Below are 17,700 nucleotides of genomic sequence, written 5' to 3'. Positions count from 1 at the left end.
CTGTCTCTCGTGGAATGGTAGCTAACCATCCCAGGGCTCAAGATACAAGGGAGCCGCAGGCGGACGAGAATGACGAAGGGGAAGTCCGGAGCGAAGGCTCCGGACCGCAATCGTAGGCGCGCACCCCTGCGCCCAACCCGTGACGGGCGGCCTACAAAGAAGCCCCGCCACCAGAAATCAATCAGGCCGCGCCCAGTCGCGCGCAGCGACAAACCAGATCACATCTTGACGACATCAACGCCTTTAGGCGCCACAAACTGAAATTCCTTATCCGCCAACTTAGGATTAGGCACAATCCCGGAAAGATCCACCCGCGTCGTCTGCCCAAAGGAATCCAGCAATTCGACTCGAACGGGCAGATTGTCCTTCATCCCGATATCGACCCGCGAAAACCCCGCATCCGCAGTCCGCGGCTTCGCCCGCAACCAATCGACCCCGTCCTTGGACGGCAACGCAGACACATCGAACGACTGCTCCAGCGACCCCGACCCGAACAAGATCGCCGCCGGCGACGTGCCAATGGCCGCATCCACCTTGCGCTCGGTCACCTGCGCCAGATCCGGATCGAACTGGAACACCTGGCGTCCGTCGGAAATCACCAGTTGTTCATACGGCTTTTGCACCGCCCACTTGAACTTCCCCGGCCGCTGGAAGGAAAACACCCCCGTCTGCGCCGGTTGCGTACGTCCCTGCGTATTCACCGTGTACTGTGAAAAAGACCCCGTCGCCGCCGTCACCGTACTGACGAACGCGCGCAACTGCTCCTGCGCGCTGGCTGCCACGGCCGAAACCGGAACCAGCGCGGGAGCCACGCAAAAAGCCAGGGCAGCGGCCAGGCCGCGAAACGTCTTCATCATGCTTCCTCTCGGGCTGCGGCGGCAGGAACCAGGATCTCCCGGTTGCCATTGGACTGCATCGCCGACACCATACCTGATTGTTCCATCTGCTCGAGTAACCGCGCCGCACGGTTGTAACCAATGCGCAAATGACGCTGCACCAGCGAGATCGACGCGCGGCGATGCTTGAGCACCACCTCGCAGGCCTGGTCGTACATCGGGTCGGACTCGGCGTCGCCGCCGATGCCCGTGACGCTGCTCGCGCCTTCGCCGCCGTCGCCATCCAGCCCGCCTTCCAGCAGCCCTTCGATGTAGTTGGGTTCGCCCTGCGCCTTCAGGCTTTCGACCACCCGATGCACTTCATCATCGCTGACGAAGGCGCCGTGCACACGCACCGGCAACCCCGTGCCCGGCGGCATGTAGAGCATGTCGCCCTGCCCCAGCAGCGTTTCAGCGCCCATCTGGTCAAGAATGGTGCGCGAATCGATCTTGGACGACACCTGGAACGCGATACGGGTCGGGATGTTGGCCTTGATCAGGCCGGTGATCACATCCACGCTGGGGCGCTGCGTCGCCAGGATCAAATGGATGCCGGCCGCGCGCGCCTTCTGAGCCAGGCGGGCGATCAGCTCTTCGATCTTCTTGCCCACCACCATCATCAGGTCGGCCAGCTCGTCGATGACCACCACGATGGTGGGCAGCGGCGCCAGCGGCTCGGGCTGGTCCGGCGTCAGCGAGAACGGATTGGGGATCGGTTCTTCGCGCTTGATCGCGTCGCGGATCTTGGTGTTGTAGCCGGCCAGGTTGCGCACGCCCATCTTGCTCATCAGGCGGTAGCGTTTTTCCATTTCGCCCACGCACCAGTTCAGCGCATTGGCGGCCTGGCGCATGTCGGTGACCACCGGGGCCAGCAGGTGCGGAATGCCTTCGTAGACGCTCATTTCGAGCATCTTCGGGTCGATCAGGATCACGCGCGTGTGGGACGCATCCGCCTTGTAGAGCAGCGACAGGATCATGGCGTTGATCCCCACCGACTTGCCCGAACCGGTCGTACCCGCCACCAGCAAGTGAGGCATCTTGGCCAGGTCGGCCACCACCGGGTTGCCGGCGATGTCCTTGCCCAGCGCCATGGTCACCACCGAATGGCTGGCGTGGTAGGTCTGCGACCCCAGGATCTCGGACAGCCGGACCATCTGGCGACGCGGATTGGGCAGTTCCAGGCCCATCAGGTTCTTGCCCGGAATGGTTTCCACCACCCGGATGCTGACCAGGCTGAGCGCGCGGGCCAGATCCTTGGCCAGGTTGACGATCTGGCTACCCTTCACGCCGGTGGCCGGTTCGATCTCATAGCGGGTGATGACCGGGCCGGCCTGCGCCGCCACCACGGTGACGGACACGCCGAAGTCGGCCAGTTTCTTTTCGATCAGGCGCGACGTGAACTCGATGGTCTCGGCCGATACGGTTTCCTGGTTGGCCAGCGGCGGGTCCAGCAGGCTGATGGCCGGCAGGTCACCCTCGCCGCCCGACGGGGCAAAGAACAGCGATTGCTGCTTTTCCTTTTCGACGCGCTCGGACTTGGGCACCACGGTAATCGCGGGTTCGATCCGCACCGGTTGCTCGTGGACCAGTTTTTCCTGCTTGGCCACCACTTGCTCGGTACGCACGGCCTTGGCCACCTCACCCACCTTGCGGTCCTCGCGGGCAGCGTAGGAATTGCGCACGCGACGCACCATGCGTTCCATCCAGGAACCCACGCGCTCGGCCACGGTCAGCCACGAAAACGAGAAGAACAGGCTCAGGCCGATCGCCAGCATGACCAGAAAAGCCAAGGTGCTGCCGGTAAAGCCAATGCTGCGGCTGGTCAGCTCGGCCAGCGTGTGGCCGATGACGCCACCCGCGCCGCTGGCGTTTTCCGAGGCGCCCGGCAAGTGGGTGCCGCGGCTGGCCAGGCGCAAGGCTTCCATGCCCAGCGAACCGAACAGCAACAGGAAAAAGCCGATGCCCTCTTCCCAGTGGACGCGCGGCAACACTTCGGGCTGTTTACTATTGGTAACACGAAGATGGCTGGCCAGGCGGCGGTAGCCCGCCCGCACCCGATGCAGCAGCAGGATCACCCACCACCAGGCCGAGAAACCAAACAGATAGAGCAGGATATCCGCCAGGTAGGCACCCAGCGTTCCACCCTTGTTATGAATCGCGCCGGCGGGGACGGAATGCGACCAGCCGGGGTCGGCCGCGCTCCAGGTGGCCAGCACCAGCGTGAGCCAGGCCGCCAGGGCGGCGAAGAGAATCCAGCGGGCCTCGCGCAGCAGCGCGGAAATACGCGTCTGCAGAGGCGATGGCCCGTTACGGGTGTTGCGCGAAGCGCGCGGAGAAGCAGTCGAGATACGCGGCATGCGGCTCATTATAATTGGGCGTTAACCTAAAGATACCCGCCCATGTCCACGCCTACGCACGCTAAAGTTTTGATACTCGGTTCCGGCCCTGCCGGTTACACGGCGGCCGTCTATGCGGCACGCGCCAACCTGAGCCCTGTTCTTGTTACAGGTCTGGCCCAAGGCGGCCAGCTCATGACCACCACCGACGTCGACAATTGGCCGGCCGACGCCGATGGCGTGCAGGGCCCCGACCTGATGCAGCGCTTCCAGAAGCACGCCGAACGCTTCAACACCGAAATGCTGTTCGACCACATCGCCAAGGTCGACCTGTCCAGGCGTCCGTTCACCCTCACGGGCGATACGGGCAAGATCTACACCTGCGACGCCCTGATCATCGCCACCGGCGCCTCGGCCAAGTATCTGGGCCTGCCGTCCGAAGAAGCCTTCATGGGCCGCGGCGTGTCCGGCTGCGCCACCTGCGACGGCTTCTTCTACCGCAACCAGGACGTGGTCGTGGTCGGTGGCGGCAATACCGCCGTAGAAGAAGCCCTGTACCTGTCCAACATCTGCCGCAAGGTCACCCTGATCCACCGCCGCGACAAGTTCCGCGCCGAGCCCATCCTGGTGGACAAGCTGATGAGCAAGGTCGAAAACGGCAACATGGAACTGAAGGTGTTCCACACCCTGGAAGAAGTGCTGGGCGACGACAGCGGCGTCACCGGCGTACGAGTGCGACACGTCGATACCGGCGCCACCGAAGACCTGAAGGTCACCGGCGCCTTCATCGCTATCGGCCACCAGCCCAACACCGAAATTTTCCAGGGCCAGCTGGAAATGAAAGACGGCTACATCGTCACCAAGAGCGGCCTGTCCGGCATGGCCACCATGACCTCCGTCCCGGGCGTGTTCGCCGCCGGCGACGTGCAGGACCACGTCTATCGCCAGGCCATCACCAGCGCCGGCACGGGCTGCATGGCCGCCCTGGACGCACAACGGTGGTTGGAGAATGCGGGGCAGTAAGGTCGGCCAGGCCGACCTGAAACGCCTGAAGAAAGATCTCCAGGCCGAGCAAGAGCGCGCCGCCCTCGCCCAGCGGGTGGCGGCGCTGAAAAAGCCCGCGGCCGCCGCGTCGCCGGATGCCGATCCGGCCGACGACCTGGCCGCGTTCCGGCGCACCATGCAGTCGGTCAAGCCGATCAAGCATGCGCCCCGCGTCGAGCACAAGCCCGCGCCTGAGCCCGCCCCGGCCCTGCGCCGCGCCAATGCCCTGGGCGAAACCCCGCACCGCGCCGACGCCGGGGTCTCCGACGGTGGCGAGATCACGCATCTGCTGTCCGAAGGCGGCACCGCCTTCGTACGCAGCGATGCCGCGCCCGACACCGCACGCAACCTGCGCCGTGGCCAGTGGCGCGCCGGGGCCGAGCTCGACCTGCACGGTCTGCGCGTGGAGCAAGCGCGCCACGCCCTGCTGTCGTTCCTGGACGAATGCCAGGAACACGGCATCCGCTGCGTGCGCGTCGTGCACGGCAAGGGCTATGGTTCGGAAGGGCTTGAGCCTGTGCTCAAGGACAAGGCGCGCACCTGGCTGGTGCAAAAGAACGAGGTGCTGGCGTTTTCCGAAGCGCCTGAACGCGAAGGCGGCGCCGGCGCCCTGCTGGTGCTGCTGCGCCAATCCGAAGGACCGCGCAAATGAAGTGGCTCTACCTCGGCATCGCCATCATCGCCGAGATCTTCGCCACCAGCGCGCTGAAAAGCTCCGACGGCTTTTCGCGCCTGGTGCCGTCGGTCATCACGGTGTTCGGCTACATGATCTCGTTCTATTTCCTGTCGCTGACGCTGCGCGAGGTGCCCGTGGGCATCGCCTACGCCATCTGGTCGGGCGTGGGCATCGTGCTGATCTCCATCGTCGGCGCGCTGTTCTTCAAGCAGCACCTGGACACCCCGGCCCTGATCGGCATCGGCCTGATCATCGCTGGCGTGGTGGTCATGAACGTCTTCTCGAAATCCGTCTCGCATTGACGGCCGCCCCGCGCCGACTCGCGTGGTGGGGCGGGATGGCCCGCCTGGCCTGCCTGGGCTTATGCCTTGGCCTGCTGCTGGCGGGCAATGCCCAGGCGCGGGGTTTCGACCGCGCCGCCGAACTGCAGCGCTACCGCGCCTGGATGCAACAGTTCACGCAGGACATGGCCGCGCTGGGCGCTGCCCGCGCCCCGCTGACCGAATCGCAACTCGACGCGCTCTTTGCCCGCAGCGTCGTGCCAGGTTCGCGCGGCTCGGCCTTCGTCCGCGAGGCCTTCACCCGCCCGGCGGGCGACCATGCCTATCTGCCAGCCGACGGCCCGCAAGCCGTGACGATGGCCGTCCTGCAGAGCGCCATCCCGGCCGGCGAAGGCGGGCCCTACCCGGAAACGAATCCCGGTCTGCAAGGCCTGGACCTGACCGTCTGGTACCTGCACGTGGATGTGGGTGCCATGACCAATGACTATCTGGAATCGCCCGCGAATTTCTCGCCCTACCGCCTGCCGCCCCCCGGCAAGCTGGAGCGCAACGCGTTTCCTTTCGTGCTGATGGATACCCGTGGCAAGGCCCTGCGCCTGGGCGGTGTCAGCCGTGAACTGGCGGGCTTGATCGCCTACCTGCAACATGCCGCCGCGTACTGATTGCTGGCACCCGCCCCTGGCGCTGGCCGCGCTATTGCTGCTTGCGGCGTCGAGCCCCGCGCAGGGCGCCTCCGTTTGCCGGCCGCTGGCGCAGGGCGACCGCGAAACCCTCGTCGCCGATATCGCATTGGACGACACCAACACGCTGCTCGGCCTGGACGGCTCGCGCATCAAGACCTGGCAACCGATGCTGGGGGTGCAGACGGGCCGCCGCGCCACTGCCTTCCTGTGGGCCGAGCGTGTGGACTGGTCGGTCTATCCCGCAGCCCCCGGCGCACGCATCGGCCAGACCATGCTGCGCGTTGAGCGGGGTGCAGACGGCGCCAGACACCTGTGCGCCATCGCCACCTATTCATCGCGCGTCGTCGCACAGGCACTGGCGGCGTCCGACGCAGCGCTGCCGCCGCCCGACACCGAAACCCGGTTCCGCTACGACGACGCGGGCCGCCTGAGCGGCTACGACGTGCTGACCCGCCCCTGGGATGGCGCCCGGGTTCCCCCGGTCCGCCATTGCGTGCGCTACGATCCCCACGGCTGGCTGGCTGAAACCGCCACCGGCGCTTGCGACGCCCAGCCCCAGCCGCAAGCCCGCTACGTGCATGATGCCGCCGGACGCTTGCTGCGCGTCATCTCCTATCTTGAGGGGGGCATTGCGGGCCAGGAGCAGGCCCGCGACATCACGGTTTACGATGCGCAGGGCCAGGCGGCGGCGCGCTACAGCCGCCAAGCCATCACCCTGGCCGACGAATCCACCGTGCTGGGCCCGCCCCATCGCGCCCTCGCCACTTCCCACCCCGTGCTGGTGCTGGAAGGACCTGCATGGCGCTCCCCTTCCCTGGATTCCTACCACTACGACTGGGCGATCGTGAGGTCTGAGGACAGCGACGCCGGCGCACTGTATGAGGCCAAACGGAACCCGGCCAGGGTGCTGGCCAGCGGTAACAGCGGCAATGGCAGCGCCTTCGCCATGACGGCCACCCAGCGCCGGCGCATCTGGGACACCGCCCGCCAGCATCCGGGCCATGTGCATTGGTTATGGGCGCCCGGCCAGATCGCCACAGTGATCGCTGCGATGCCCCGAACGGCATGGAACGCCTGCGCCGATCCCTCGAACCGGCGTCCTGACGCCTGCGCTGCCCGCTAGTTGTTTTCGATCTGCGGCTTGGGCGCGCCCGGATTGCGCAGATAGTCCACCAGCGCCAGCGTGGCGCGGTCGGGGGGCGGCGTCAGCAACGACACCACGATGATGGTCAGAAACGCCACCGGCGCGCCGAACACGCCGGCCGCGATCGGCTGGATGCCCCACCACAGGTCCACCGGCTGCGTGCGCGAAATGCCCAGCACCCACTCGCGCAGCCACGGATGCGTGTGCGTCATATAGGCGAACGTCACCGCCAGCCCGGCCGCCATGCCCAGCGTTGCGCCCCATTTGTTGGCGCGGCGCCAGAACACGCCCATCACCAGCGCCGGAAAGAACGACGAGGCCGCGAACGAGAACGCCGCCGACACCATGAACAGGATGTCCGCCGGCTTGCGCGCGGCCACCCAGGCCGCCCCAAAGGCCACCACCAGCAGCAGGATCTTTGACACCATCACCCGCCGCGCGGCCGACATGCGCGGCGACACCATCCGGTACCACATGTCGTGCGACAAGGAATTGGACAGCGTCAGCAACAGGCCGTCAGCGGTGGACAGCGCAGCGGCCAGGCCACCCGCCGCCACCAGCGCCGAAATCACGTAAGGCAGCCCGCCGATCTCGGGCATGGCCAGCACCACGACATCCGCACCGATGCTGATTTCACTGAGCTGCACCACGCCGTCGCGGTTGATGTCGGTGACGTCCAGCAGGTTGCTGTCCACCGCGCTCCAGGCGTGGACCCAATTGGGCAAGCTGAGAAAATTCGAGCCCACCACCTGCGTGTAGACCTCGTACTTGACCAGCAGCGCCAGGGCCGGCGCCATGAAGTACAGCAACAGGATGAACAGCAGCGACCAGCACACCGACTTGCGCGCCTCGACCACCGACGACGTGGTGTATGACCGCATCAGGATGTGCGGCATGCCCGCCGTGCCCAGCATCAGGCACAGCACCAACGCCAGGAAGTTGATGCGCATGTTGCGCCGCTCGTCGGGGTCCTTGGACGGAAACGGCTCGGCGTGGGGCGTCAGCGGCGCGGCGCGCGCCTCGAAAGAGGCCTTGGCCTGTGACCAGGCGATCCGCGCTTCGTCGACATTGGGTGGGAACGCAGCCAGCTCCCGTTCGACCGAGCGGATCTCCACCATGGGCGCGTCGCCCGCGTTCAGTTGTGCCAGACGGCTGCGCAGCTTGTCCTTTTCCAGCATCCAGGATTCGGGCAGGTCACGCACCCGCTGCGCCATTTCGTCGGCGCGCTCCTGCCAGAGCCGACGCACTTCGATCTCGGCCGGGTCGTTCTGCAGGTAGACCTCTTTTTCCGTCACCTGCTGCAGCACCGCGCCGGCTGACAGCTGGGGGACGGGCATGTCGGTGTGCTTGATGGACAGCCACACCACCGGCACCAGGTAGGCGATGACCAGAATGATGTACTGCCCCACCTGCGTCCACGTGACGGCGCGCATGCCGCCCAGGAACGAACAGACCAGCATGCCGCCCAGCGCCACGAAGATGCCCAGTTCGAACGAAATGCCGGTCATGCGCGTGGTAATGATGCCCACGCCGTAGATCTGCGCGACCAGGTAGGTGAACGAGCAGAGAATGGCGCAGGCCACGCCCGCCAGCCGCGGCAGGTTGCCGCCATAGCGCGCGCCCATGAAATCGGGAATGGTGTATTGGCCGAAACGCCGCAGGTAGGGCGCCAGCAGCATCGCCACCAGCACGTAGCCGCCCGTCCAGCCCATGATGTAGGCCAGACCGCCATAGCCCGTCAGGTAGAGCGTGCCGGCCACGCCGATGAACGAGGCCACCGACATCCAGTCGGCCGCGGTCGCCATGCCGTTGTAGATGGCGGGCACCCGCCGCCCCGCCACGTAGTATTCGACCTGGTCCGAGGTGCGGCAGACGATGCCGATCCCCGCGTACAGGCTGACCGTGACCAACAGGAACACGTAGCCGATCCAGTTGCGGGGCAGGCCCAGTATCTCGGCCAGCGCCATCAGCAGGATCATCAGCGCGAAGCCCGCCGTGTACAGCACGTAGATTCGGCGCAGCCGGATGTTGAGTTCCTGGGGGGTATCTCCGCCGAAAGGCATCAGCGGTTCCCCTTGGCCTCTTCGGCGCGGCGATCCTCGCGGTTCATGATCCGGGCGTACACCGCGATGAGGATCAGGTAAGCCAGCGGTGCCCCGTAGGCCGCCATCCAGAACGAGAACGGCCAGCCGATGAAGTCGAACGACAGGCCACGAGCGAAATAGGACGGAATGAAGGTCAGCGCGGCCCAGACGACCAGCAACAGCACGATCAGCCAGACGTTGCGGCGCCAATAGCGGGTGGGAACGGACGTCGGGGAGGAAACGCGGGATTCGGGCATAGCTCTAGCGTAAGCAAGACCTGGCGAATATCGCGAAACGCAGCGCGAGAAAATCCGGAGCTGATGAAATGCGGGATTTTTATGCGACAACGGCCGGCACTGCCTGGTGCCAGCCGTTGTGCGTTTTGCTTTTTTTGAGTACTGCTACTTTTTTTATGTACCGGTGCCGCCGGTAATTGCCCATGCAGGGCTTTGTCTCCTCACCTGCATGGGAAGAGATTCTGCACCAGATGCGGGAATGCCACACTAGGGGAATGCCCTAATTCGGCGCATTCATTTACATATTACTTGCACCATTATGGTGCGATTTTAGTTCCACGTTCCAAATGTTGGGATTTTTACGCTGGAACCGCGGGTTTTCCGCCCCCCTCGGCTCACCCGCAAACGCCCGATATTGAGCATGCCTCAAAAAAAGCGGCGCACGCGACGCCCCGCGCCCACTTCCGGGCATCGCTCCCGGCCGCACCTTGCCATCATGGCGCCCGTTCAGCGCCCCGCCATTGTGCCGCGCCGCTTTTACGTTTCGTTTACACCCCCCCACCAAAGCTATACCCCGTTTTTACCCCCTGCTCCGTAACCTGCCGGTGTCCTGATTGGTCACACCGCCCGCGCGGTTCGCATCCCCCATGCCGCGCTGGCCCGTCGTTCGAAGGGAGCCAGGCTCCCGGGAGGAAAAACGTGGATGCCATCTATATCGCCGTCTTCGCCGCCATGGCCGGGCTGACCCTAGCCCTGGTCGCATTCTGCGAAGCCTTGTCTTCGGGAGAGCAACCATGACCTGGCTCTATTGGCTGAGCGGCGTCACGGCCGCCCTGCTGTTCGTGTACCTGCTGGTCGCCCTGTTCAAACCGGAGAAGTTCTGATGACTGCCGAATTCGTCGGACTGCTGGTCGTGTACCTGGCAGTCCTGCTCGCGATCTCGCCCTTTCTGGGGCGCTATATCCGCATCGCCATGGAAAACGGGCAATCCCGGCTGACCGCCTGGGGCCGCCCGCTGGAACGTGGCATCTACCGCCTTGCGGGTATCGACCCGCAGGCCGAAATGGGCTGGAAGCGCTATGCGCTGGCCGTTCTTGCCTTCAACGTGCTGGGCGTGGTGGTGGTGTATGCCCTGCAGCGCGTCCAGGGCATGCTGCCGCTGAACCCGGCCGGCCTGGGCGCCGTCTCGCCCGATTCTTCGCTGAACACTGCCATCAGCTTCGTGGCCAACACCAACTGGCAAGGCTACGGCGGCGAATCGACGATGAGCTACCTGACGCAGATGCTGGCGCTGACGGTGCAGAACTTCGTCTCGGCCGCCACCGGCATCGCCGTGCTGTTCGCGCTGATCCGCGGACTGGCCCGCCACTGCTCGGCCACGCTGGGCAACTTCTGGGCCGATATGGTCCGCTGCACGCTGTACGTGCTGCTGCCCCTGTCGCTGGTGCTGGCACTGGCGCTGGTCAGCCAGGGCGTCATCCAGAACCTCAGTCCCTACCAGGAAGTGCAGACGGTCGAAGCCTTGCATTACGACCAACCGCGCGTGGATGCAGAAGGCCAACCGGTGCTGGACGCCAAGGGCCAGCCGGTGACCGACCCGGCCGTGACCCAGACGCAAACGCTGGCGATGGGTCCGGTGGCTTCGCAGGAGGCGATCAAGCTGCTGGGCACCAACGGCGGCGGTTTCTTCAACGCCAACTCCGCTCATCCGTTCGAGAATTCGACGGCGCTGTCGAACTTCCTGGAGATGCTGGCGATCCTGGTGATTCCCGCGGCGCTGTGCTTCACCTTCGGTGAGATGGTCGGCAACCGGCGCCAGGGCATCGCCATCCTGGCGGCGATGACCGTGCTGTTCGCGGTGTTCGTACTGACCACGGCCTATTTCGAGCAGCAGGCCAACCCCATGGCCGCACAGGCCGGAGCCGACAGCGCCATGACCGCGTTCTCGCCCGGCGGCAACATGGAAGGCAAGGAAACCCGGTTCGGCATCGCCGCCACATCGCTGTTCGCCACCATCACCACTGCGGCTTCCTGCGGCGCGGTCAACGGCATGCATGACTCGTTGACGGCCATGGGCGGCCTGTCGCCGATGCTGCTGATGCAACTGGGCGAAGTGGTCTTTGGCGGCGTCGGCTCAGGCCTGTACGGCATGCTGGCCTTCGCCATCCTGGGGGTCTTCATCGCCGGGCTGATGATCGGTCGCACGCCGGAATACCTGGGCAAGAAGATCGAGGCCTACGACATGAAGATGGTGTCGATCGTGATCCTGGCGACGCCGCTGCTGGTGCTGGGCGGCACGGCCCTGGCCGTCTCGGTGACGGCGGGCCAGGCGGGGGTGCTGAACCCCGGCATCCATGGCTTCTCCGAAATCCTGTACGCCCTCTCATCGGCCGCCAACAACAACGGCAGCGCCTTTGCCGGCCTGTCCGCCAACACGCCCTTCTACAACGTGCTGCTCGGCATCGCGATGTGGTTCGGCCGCTTCGCCATCATCGTCGCGGTGCTGGCGATGGCCGGCTCGCTGGCGGCCAAGCGCCGCCTGCCCGCCGGACCCGGCAGCATGCCCACCACCGGCCCCCTCTTCGTGGTGCTGCTGATCGGTGCGGTGCTGCTGGTGGGCGCCCTGACATATGTGCCCGCGCTGGCCCTGGGCCCGGTCGCGGAACACCTGCAACCCTGAATGCAACAGGCTAGGAAAGAAAATGGCCAAGATTGATATGCCAACCCAAGGCGCCGGCGGCGGCGCCGTCCAAGCGCCGTCGGCTCCAGAGCAAGACCGCAAGTTCGGCATGTGGTCGAGCGCGCTCGTCGGCCCCGCCATACTGGACAGCCTGCGCAAGCTCTCGCCAGCGGCGCAGTTGAAGAACCCCGTCATGTTCGTGGTGTACGTGGGCAGCATCCTGACCACGATCCTGTGGGTCATGGCGCTGCGCGGCCAGGCCGAGGCCCCCGCGGGATTCATTCTCGCGATCTCGGTGTGGCTGTGGTTCACGGTACTGTTCGCCAACTTCGCCGAGGCGCTGGCCGAAGGTCGGGGCAAGCAACAGGCCGCCACCCTGCGCGGCCTGCGCACCACCATCAATGCGCGGCTGCTCAAGGGCTTTCGCGACGAAGATGCCAGCCGCGCCCAGCCCGACCGGTGGCGCAACCAGGCGGTCAGCCAGCCCTCGGGCCTGCTGCGCCGCAATGACGTGGTGCTGGTCGAAGCCGGCGAAACCATTCCGGGCGACGGCCAGGTAATTGCGGGCGTGGCGTCCGTGGACGAAAGCGCCATCACCGGCGAATCGGCCCCCGTCATCCGCGAATCGGGCGGCGATTTCTCGTCGGTCACCGGTGGCACCCGCGTGCTGTCCGACTGGATCTTCGTGCGCATCGCCGCCGATCCGGGTGAAAGCTTCCTGGACCGCATGATTGCCATGGTCGAAGGCGCCAAGCGCCAGAAGACCCCCAACGAGCTGGCCCTCACCATTCTGCTGGTCGGCCTGACGGTGGTGTTCCTGCTGGTGGTCGCGACCCTGATGCCGTTCTCGATCTATTCGGTGTCGGCGGCAGGCGGCGGCAGCGCCGTCACGGTGACGGTGCTGGTGGCATTGCTGGTGTGCCTGATCCCCACCACCATCGGCGGCCTGCTGTCGGCCATCGGCGTGGCGGGCATGAGCCGCATGATGGGCGCCAACGTCATCGCCACCTCGGGCCGCGCGGTGGAAGCCGCGGGCGACGTCGACGTGCTGCTGCTGGACAAGACCGGCACCATCACCTTCGGCAACCGCCAGGCTTCCACCTTCCTGCCCGCGCCCGGCGTCTCGCCGCGTGAGCTGGCCGATGCCGCCCGGCTGGCCTCGCTGGCCGACGAAACGCCCGAGGGCCGCAGCATCGTGTCGTTGGCGGACAAGTCCATCCACGCGCCGGCCCACCATGCGGCGGACGCCGAGTACGTGCCCTTCACCGCGCAATCACGTATGAGCGGCGTGAACCTGAAGGACCGCATGATCCGCAAAGGCGCCGTCGACGCCGTGCAGGCCTGGCTGGCCGCACAGGATGCCGTGGTGCCCGAACAGGTGCTGCGCCTGGCGGAAGACGTGGCGCGCCGCGGCAGCACCCCGCTGATGGTCAGCGACGGCAACCGTGCGCTGGGCGTGGTCGAGCTCAAGGACATCGTCAAGCCGGACATCCAGTCGCGCTTCGCCGAACTGCGCCGCATGGGCATCAAGACGGTGATGATCACCGGCGACAACAAGCTCACCGCCGCGTCCATCGCGGCCGAAGCCGGCGTCGATGACTTCCTGGCCGAAGCCACGCCGGAGGCCAAGCTGAAGCTGATCCGCGCCTACCAGGGCGAAGGCCGGCTGGTGGCGATGACCGGCGACGGCACCAACGACGCACCGGCGCTGGCGCAGGCCGACGTGGCGGTGGCGATGAACTCGGGCACGCAGGCCGCCAAAGAGGCCGGCAACATGGTGGACCTGGACTCCAACCCTACCAAGCTGATCGAGATCGTCGAAATCGGCAAGCAGATGCTGATGACGCGTGGCGCCCTGACCACGTTCAGCGTCGCCAACGACGTGGCCAAGTACTTCGCCATCATTCCGGCCGCGTTCGCCACCGTGTATCCGCAACTGAACGTGCTGAACATCATGGGCCTGGCCACGCCGGCCTCGGCCATCCTGTCGGCCGTGATCTTCAACGCGCTCATCATCATCGTGCTGATCCCGCTGGCCCTGAAAGGCGTGCGCTACCGGCCGCTGGGCGCATCCGTCCTGCTGCGTCGCAACCTGCTGATCTACGGGCTGGGCGGCCTGCTGGTGCCCTTCGTCGGCATCAAGCTGGTCGACATGGTGCTGGCCGCCCTGGGCTGGGTCTGACCCATGCCTGCCACTGGAAAGGAAACCGTCATGAAACAAGCACTCTCCCTGCCGCGCCAAGGCGGCATCCTGCGCCCCGCGCTGGTCGTCTTCGCCGCCCTGTCCCTGGTGACGGGCCTGGCCTACCCCTTCCTGACCACCGGCATCGCCGCCGCCGTGTTCCCGCACGAAGCGTCCGGCTCGCTGATCCGCCAGGGCGACAAGGTGGTCGGTTCGGAATGGATCGGCCAGTCGTTCAGCGCACCCCAGTATTTCTGGGGCCGGCCGTCGGCGACCTCGCCCATGCCGTACAACGGCGCCAACTCCGGCGGATCGAACCTGGGTCCGCGCAACCCGGCGTTGGCCGAGGCCATCCAGGCCCGCATTGCCGCCCTGAAGGCGGCGGACCCCGACAATCCCACGCCGGTGCCGGTGGACCTGATCACGGCTTCCGGCAGCGGCCTGGACCCGCACATCAGTCCGGCGGCCGCGGCCTACCAGGCCGCCCGCGTGGCCCGCGCCCGCAACCTGCCGCGCGACCAGGTCGACGCCCTGATCCTGGCCAATACCACCAAGCCCTGGCTGGGCGTATTGGGCGACCCGGTGGTCAACGTGCTGATGCTGAACCTGGCGCTGGACAAGCTGGCGCCGGTCAAATGAAGCGCGGGCGTATAGTATTGCCAGCCGTTCCCACCCTTCACCTGCGCGTCCATGGCTGACAATGCTGGCGAGCGTCCCGATCCGGACGCGCTCCTGAAAACCCTAGACGACGCCGCGCGCCAGGCGGTGCGCGGCAAGTTGCGGGTCTACTTCGGGTCATCGGCGGGCGTGGGCAAGACCTACGCCATGCTCGTTGCCGCCCGCGCCCATGCCGCGCAAGGGGCCCGGGTGCTGGCCGGCATCGTCGAAACGCATGGGCGGCGCGAAACCGCCGCCCTGCTCGACGGGCTGACGGTGCTGCCCCTGAAAGACGTCTCGTATCGCGGCCACTCGCTCAAGGAATTCGACCTGGACGGCGCGCTGGCAGCGCACCCCGACCTGGTGCTGGTCGACGAACTGGCGCATTCCAACGCGCCCGGCTCGCGTCACGCCAAACGCTGGCAGGACATCCAGGAACTGCTGGCTGCCGGCATCGACGTCTGGACCACGCTGAACGTACAGCACCTGGACAGCCTGAACGAGGCCGTCGGCAGCATCACCGGCGTGCGGGTCTGGGAAACCGTACCCGACGAAGTCTTCGACGCCGCCGACGAAGTCATCCTGGTGGACCTGTCGGCCGACGAACTGCTGCGCCGCCTGAAGGAAGGCAAGGTCTACCTGCCCGAGCAGGCGCGCCATGCCACCCGCAATTTCTTCCGCAAGGGCAACCTGATCGCGCTGCGCGAGCTGGCGCTGCGCCGCACGGCCGACCATGTTGACGATGACGTCCAGGCCTATCGCCGCGACCGCGCCATCGAACCGGTCTGGCGCACGCGCGAAGCCGTGGTTGCCTGCATCGGCGCCGATGGCGATGCGGAATACGTCATCCGCAGCGCGCACCGCCTGAGCCAGCAGCTGGAATGCGACCTGCACGTCGTCACCATCGACGTGCCGCGCGCGGCGCCCCCGCCGCAAGCGGAACAGGAGCGGCTGCAGCGCAGCCTGGCGCTGGCCGACTCGCTGGGCGCGCGCAGCGAGACGCTGGCAGGCGGCGACATGGTCGATGCCGTGGTGCGCTACGTGCGCCGCCACAACATCACCAAGGCCATCGTCGGGCGCACCCGCGCCAGCGGCCTGCAGCGTCTGCGGCTGTCGCTGTCCGCCCTGCTGAATGCGGCCCTCAGCCCCGGCTGGCTGTGGCGCCGTCACAGCTTCGCCGACATGCTGGCTGCCGGCTGCCCTGAAATCGACATCATCCGACTCGGCGCGCCGCCCCTGCCGGCGGCCACCGCCCCCGGACGCGATCCGCTGACGCTGGGCCGCCGTCAACGCCAGTCGGTGGACGAACGCGGCTCGCCGCCCTGGACCGGCTACGCCTGGGCACTGTGCTATTGCGCCGCCGCCACCGCGCTGTCGGCATTGGCATTTCCGGCCCTGCACCAGACCAACATCGTGATGCTGTTCCTGCTGGCGGTGGTGGCGGTGGCGCTGCGGCACGGGCGAGGGCCGGCGGCGCTGGCTTCCGTCGTCAGCGTAGGCCTGTTCGACTTCTTCTTCGTCCAGCCGCTGGCCTCCTTCGCGGTGTCGGACGTGCAATACCTGCTGACCTTCGGCGTGCTGCTGGCCGTGGGGCTGCTCATCGGCCAGCTCACGGCCGGCCTGCGCCTGCAGGCGCAAGCCTCGGTCAAGCGCGAAGCCGACGCCCGCAGCCTGTATGAATTCGCGCGCGAACTATCGTCGGCACTGCTGCCCGAGCAGATCGTCGCGTCCGCAGGCGCCTTCGTCCACGCCACCTTCGGCTCGCGCTGCGCGCTCTACATCCTGGGGTTGGACGACCGCCTGAAACTGGCCTCGCCTGCCGCCGACGACATGCCGCCCCTGGAATCGGCGCTGGCCCAATGGGTCTACGACCACGGCCAGCCCGCCGGCGCCGGTACCGCCACGCTGTCCAACAGCGACCTGCTGTACCTGCCCCTGAAGGCCCCGATGCGCACCCGCGGCGTGCTGGCCCTGGCCGCGCCACGCCGCAGCCTGTTCTCGAATCCCGATTCACGTCGCCAGATCGAGGCCTACGCCACCCTCATTGCCATCGCGCTGGAACGCCTGCACTACGTCGAAGTGGCGCAGCAGGCCCTGGTGAGCATGGAATCCGAAAAACTGCGCAATTCCCTGCTGGCGGCGGTATCGCATGACCTGCGCACGCCACTGACCAGCCTGGTCGGCATGACCGACACGCTGATGCGCCGCCAGGCCTCGCTGCCCGACGACATCCAGGACACCATCCGCGCCATGCGCGACCAGGCCCAGCGCATGCATGCCCTGGTTGCCAATCTGCTGGACATGGCCCGCCTGCAAAGCCGCGACACACCGCTGCGGCCGGAATGGCAGTCGATCGAAGAATTGGTGGGCGCATCCCTGGCGGCCATGCGCGAGGCGCTGGCCGCCCATCGCGTATCGGTCGACAGCCTGTCGGGCCTGCCGCTGGTCGAGTGCGACGGCGTGCTGATCGAACGGGTGCTGTGCAACCTGCTGGAAAACGCCGCCAAATACACCCCGGCCGGCAGCACCATCCGCGTGCACGCCATGGCGCAGGACGGTGAACTGCGCGTCGCCGTCTGCGACAACGGCCCCGGCGTCGCGCCCGGCGCCGAACGCCGCATCTTCGAGAAATTCACCCGCGGCGAGCGCGAGTCGGCCACCCCCGGCGTCGGCCTGGGCCTGGCCGTGTGCGAAGCCATCGTCACCGCCCACCACGGCCGCATCTGGGTCGAGCATGCACCTGGCCAGCCGTCCGGCGCACAGTTCGTCTTCACGCTGCCGCTGGGCACGCCGCCCCCGATCCAACCCGAAATCGCCTGAGC

General features: G+C 66.6%; 14 protein-coding genes. 10 read left to right on the top strand and 4 right to left on the bottom strand.

Annotation, left to right across the window (positions count from 1 at the left end; genetic code table 11):
• Positions 1–218 precede the first annotated feature (218 nt).
• Together lolA and ACUDP5_RS05360 are read right to left on the bottom strand one after the other, a co-directional pair.
• Positions 219–854: an outer membrane lipoprotein chaperone LolA gene (lolA, locus tag ACUDP5_RS05365; RefSeq protein ID WP_445659132.1), complete on the bottom strand. Its 636-nt coding sequence runs from the start codon at positions 852–854 to the stop codon at positions 219–221.
• A complete protein-coding gene (locus ACUDP5_RS05360) occupies positions 854–3,232 on the bottom strand; it encodes a DNA translocase FtsK (protein ID WP_445658303.1) in 2,379 nt (792 codons plus the stop codon). The genes lolA and ACUDP5_RS05360 overlap by 1 nt, the downstream gene beginning before the upstream one ends.
• Before the next feature lie 42 nt (positions 3,233–3,274).
• Here ACUDP5_RS05360 and trxB point away from each other — a divergent pair, with 42 nt between their 5' ends.
• Genes trxB through ACUDP5_RS05335 form a run of 5 tightly spaced genes read left to right on the top strand, consistent with a single transcriptional unit; the run spans position 3,275 to position 7,018 of the window.
• Entirely contained in the window at positions 3,275–4,234 is a 960-nt protein-coding gene (gene trxB, locus ACUDP5_RS05355) for a thioredoxin-disulfide reductase (protein ID WP_263914642.1), read from the top strand.
• Positions 4,221–4,907 carry a Smr/MutS family protein gene (locus ACUDP5_RS05350; RefSeq protein WP_175190870.1) on the top strand — a complete coding sequence of 229 codons (687 nt, stop codon included), beginning with the start codon at positions 4,221–4,223 and terminating at the stop codon, positions 4,905–4,907. The genes trxB and ACUDP5_RS05350 overlap by 14 nt, the downstream gene beginning before the upstream one ends.
• Positions 4,904–5,233 carry an SMR family transporter gene (locus ACUDP5_RS05345; protein ID WP_263914643.1) on the top strand — a complete coding sequence of 110 codons (330 nt, stop codon included), beginning with the start codon at positions 4,904–4,906 and terminating at the stop codon, positions 5,231–5,233. Before ACUDP5_RS05350 ends, ACUDP5_RS05345 begins: the two co-directional genes overlap by 4 nt.
• A gap of 35 nt (positions 5,234–5,268) precedes the next feature.
• Positions 5,269–5,874 carry a hypothetical protein gene (locus ACUDP5_RS05340; RefSeq protein WP_445658302.1) on the top strand — a complete coding sequence of 202 codons (606 nt, stop codon included), beginning with the start codon at positions 5,269–5,271 and terminating at the stop codon, positions 5,872–5,874.
• Entirely contained in the window at positions 5,858–7,018 is a 1,161-nt protein-coding gene (locus ACUDP5_RS05335) for a hypothetical protein (protein WP_445658301.1), read from the top strand. The genes ACUDP5_RS05340 and ACUDP5_RS05335 overlap by 17 nt, the downstream gene beginning before the upstream one ends.
• Here ACUDP5_RS05335 and ACUDP5_RS05330 read toward each other — a convergent pair.
• Both ACUDP5_RS05330 and ACUDP5_RS05325 read right to left on the bottom strand, forming a co-directional pair.
• A complete protein-coding gene (locus ACUDP5_RS05330; RefSeq protein ID WP_263914646.1) occupies positions 7,015–9,102 on the bottom strand; it encodes a cation acetate symporter in 2,088 nt (695 codons plus the stop codon). The two genes, ACUDP5_RS05335 and ACUDP5_RS05330, sit on opposite strands and share 4 nt — an antisense overlap.
• Positions 9,102–9,380, bottom strand: coding sequence for a DUF4212 domain-containing protein (locus tag ACUDP5_RS05325; RefSeq protein WP_263914647.1), 279 nt, complete (start codon positions 9,378–9,380; stop codon positions 9,102–9,104). The genes ACUDP5_RS05330 and ACUDP5_RS05325 overlap by 1 nt, the downstream gene beginning before the upstream one ends.
• A gap of 773 nt (positions 9,381–10,153) precedes the next feature.
• On the opposite strand from ACUDP5_RS05325, the gene kdpF reads away from it, so the two are divergent.
• From kdpF to ACUDP5_RS05300, 5 genes are read left to right on the top strand one after another with little or no spacing between them, the layout of a single operon-like run.
• Positions 10,154–10,243: a K(+)-transporting ATPase subunit F gene (gene kdpF / locus ACUDP5_RS05320; protein WP_042884659.1), complete on the top strand. Its 90-nt coding sequence runs from the start codon at positions 10,154–10,156 to the stop codon at positions 10,241–10,243.
• Positions 10,243–12,039 (top strand): potassium-transporting ATPase subunit KdpA, encoded by a 1,797-nt coding sequence (kdpA, locus tag ACUDP5_RS05315; RefSeq protein ID WP_445658300.1) that lies wholly within the window; start codon positions 10,243–10,245, stop codon positions 12,037–12,039. Before kdpF ends, kdpA begins: the two co-directional genes overlap by 1 nt.
• 22 nt (positions 12,040–12,061) lie before the next feature.
• Positions 12,062–14,221: a potassium-transporting ATPase subunit KdpB gene (gene kdpB, locus ACUDP5_RS05310; RefSeq protein ID WP_445658299.1), complete on the top strand. Its 2,160-nt coding sequence runs from the start codon at positions 12,062–12,064 to the stop codon at positions 14,219–14,221.
• 30 nt (positions 14,222–14,251) lie between these two features.
• A complete protein-coding gene (kdpC, locus tag ACUDP5_RS05305; protein ID WP_263914649.1) occupies positions 14,252–14,860 on the top strand; it encodes a potassium-transporting ATPase subunit KdpC in 609 nt (202 codons plus the stop codon).
• A 51-nt stretch (positions 14,861–14,911) separates the two neighbouring features.
• Positions 14,912–17,698, top strand: coding sequence for a sensor histidine kinase KdpD (locus ACUDP5_RS05300; RefSeq protein WP_263914650.1), 2,787 nt, complete (start codon positions 14,912–14,914; stop codon positions 17,696–17,698).
• Positions 17,699–17,700 lie beyond the last annotated feature (2 nt).

The organism is Achromobacter sp. NCFB-sbj8-Ac1-l, assembly GCF_052695805.1.
This window is presented reverse-complemented; position numbering and strand designations above follow the sequence as displayed.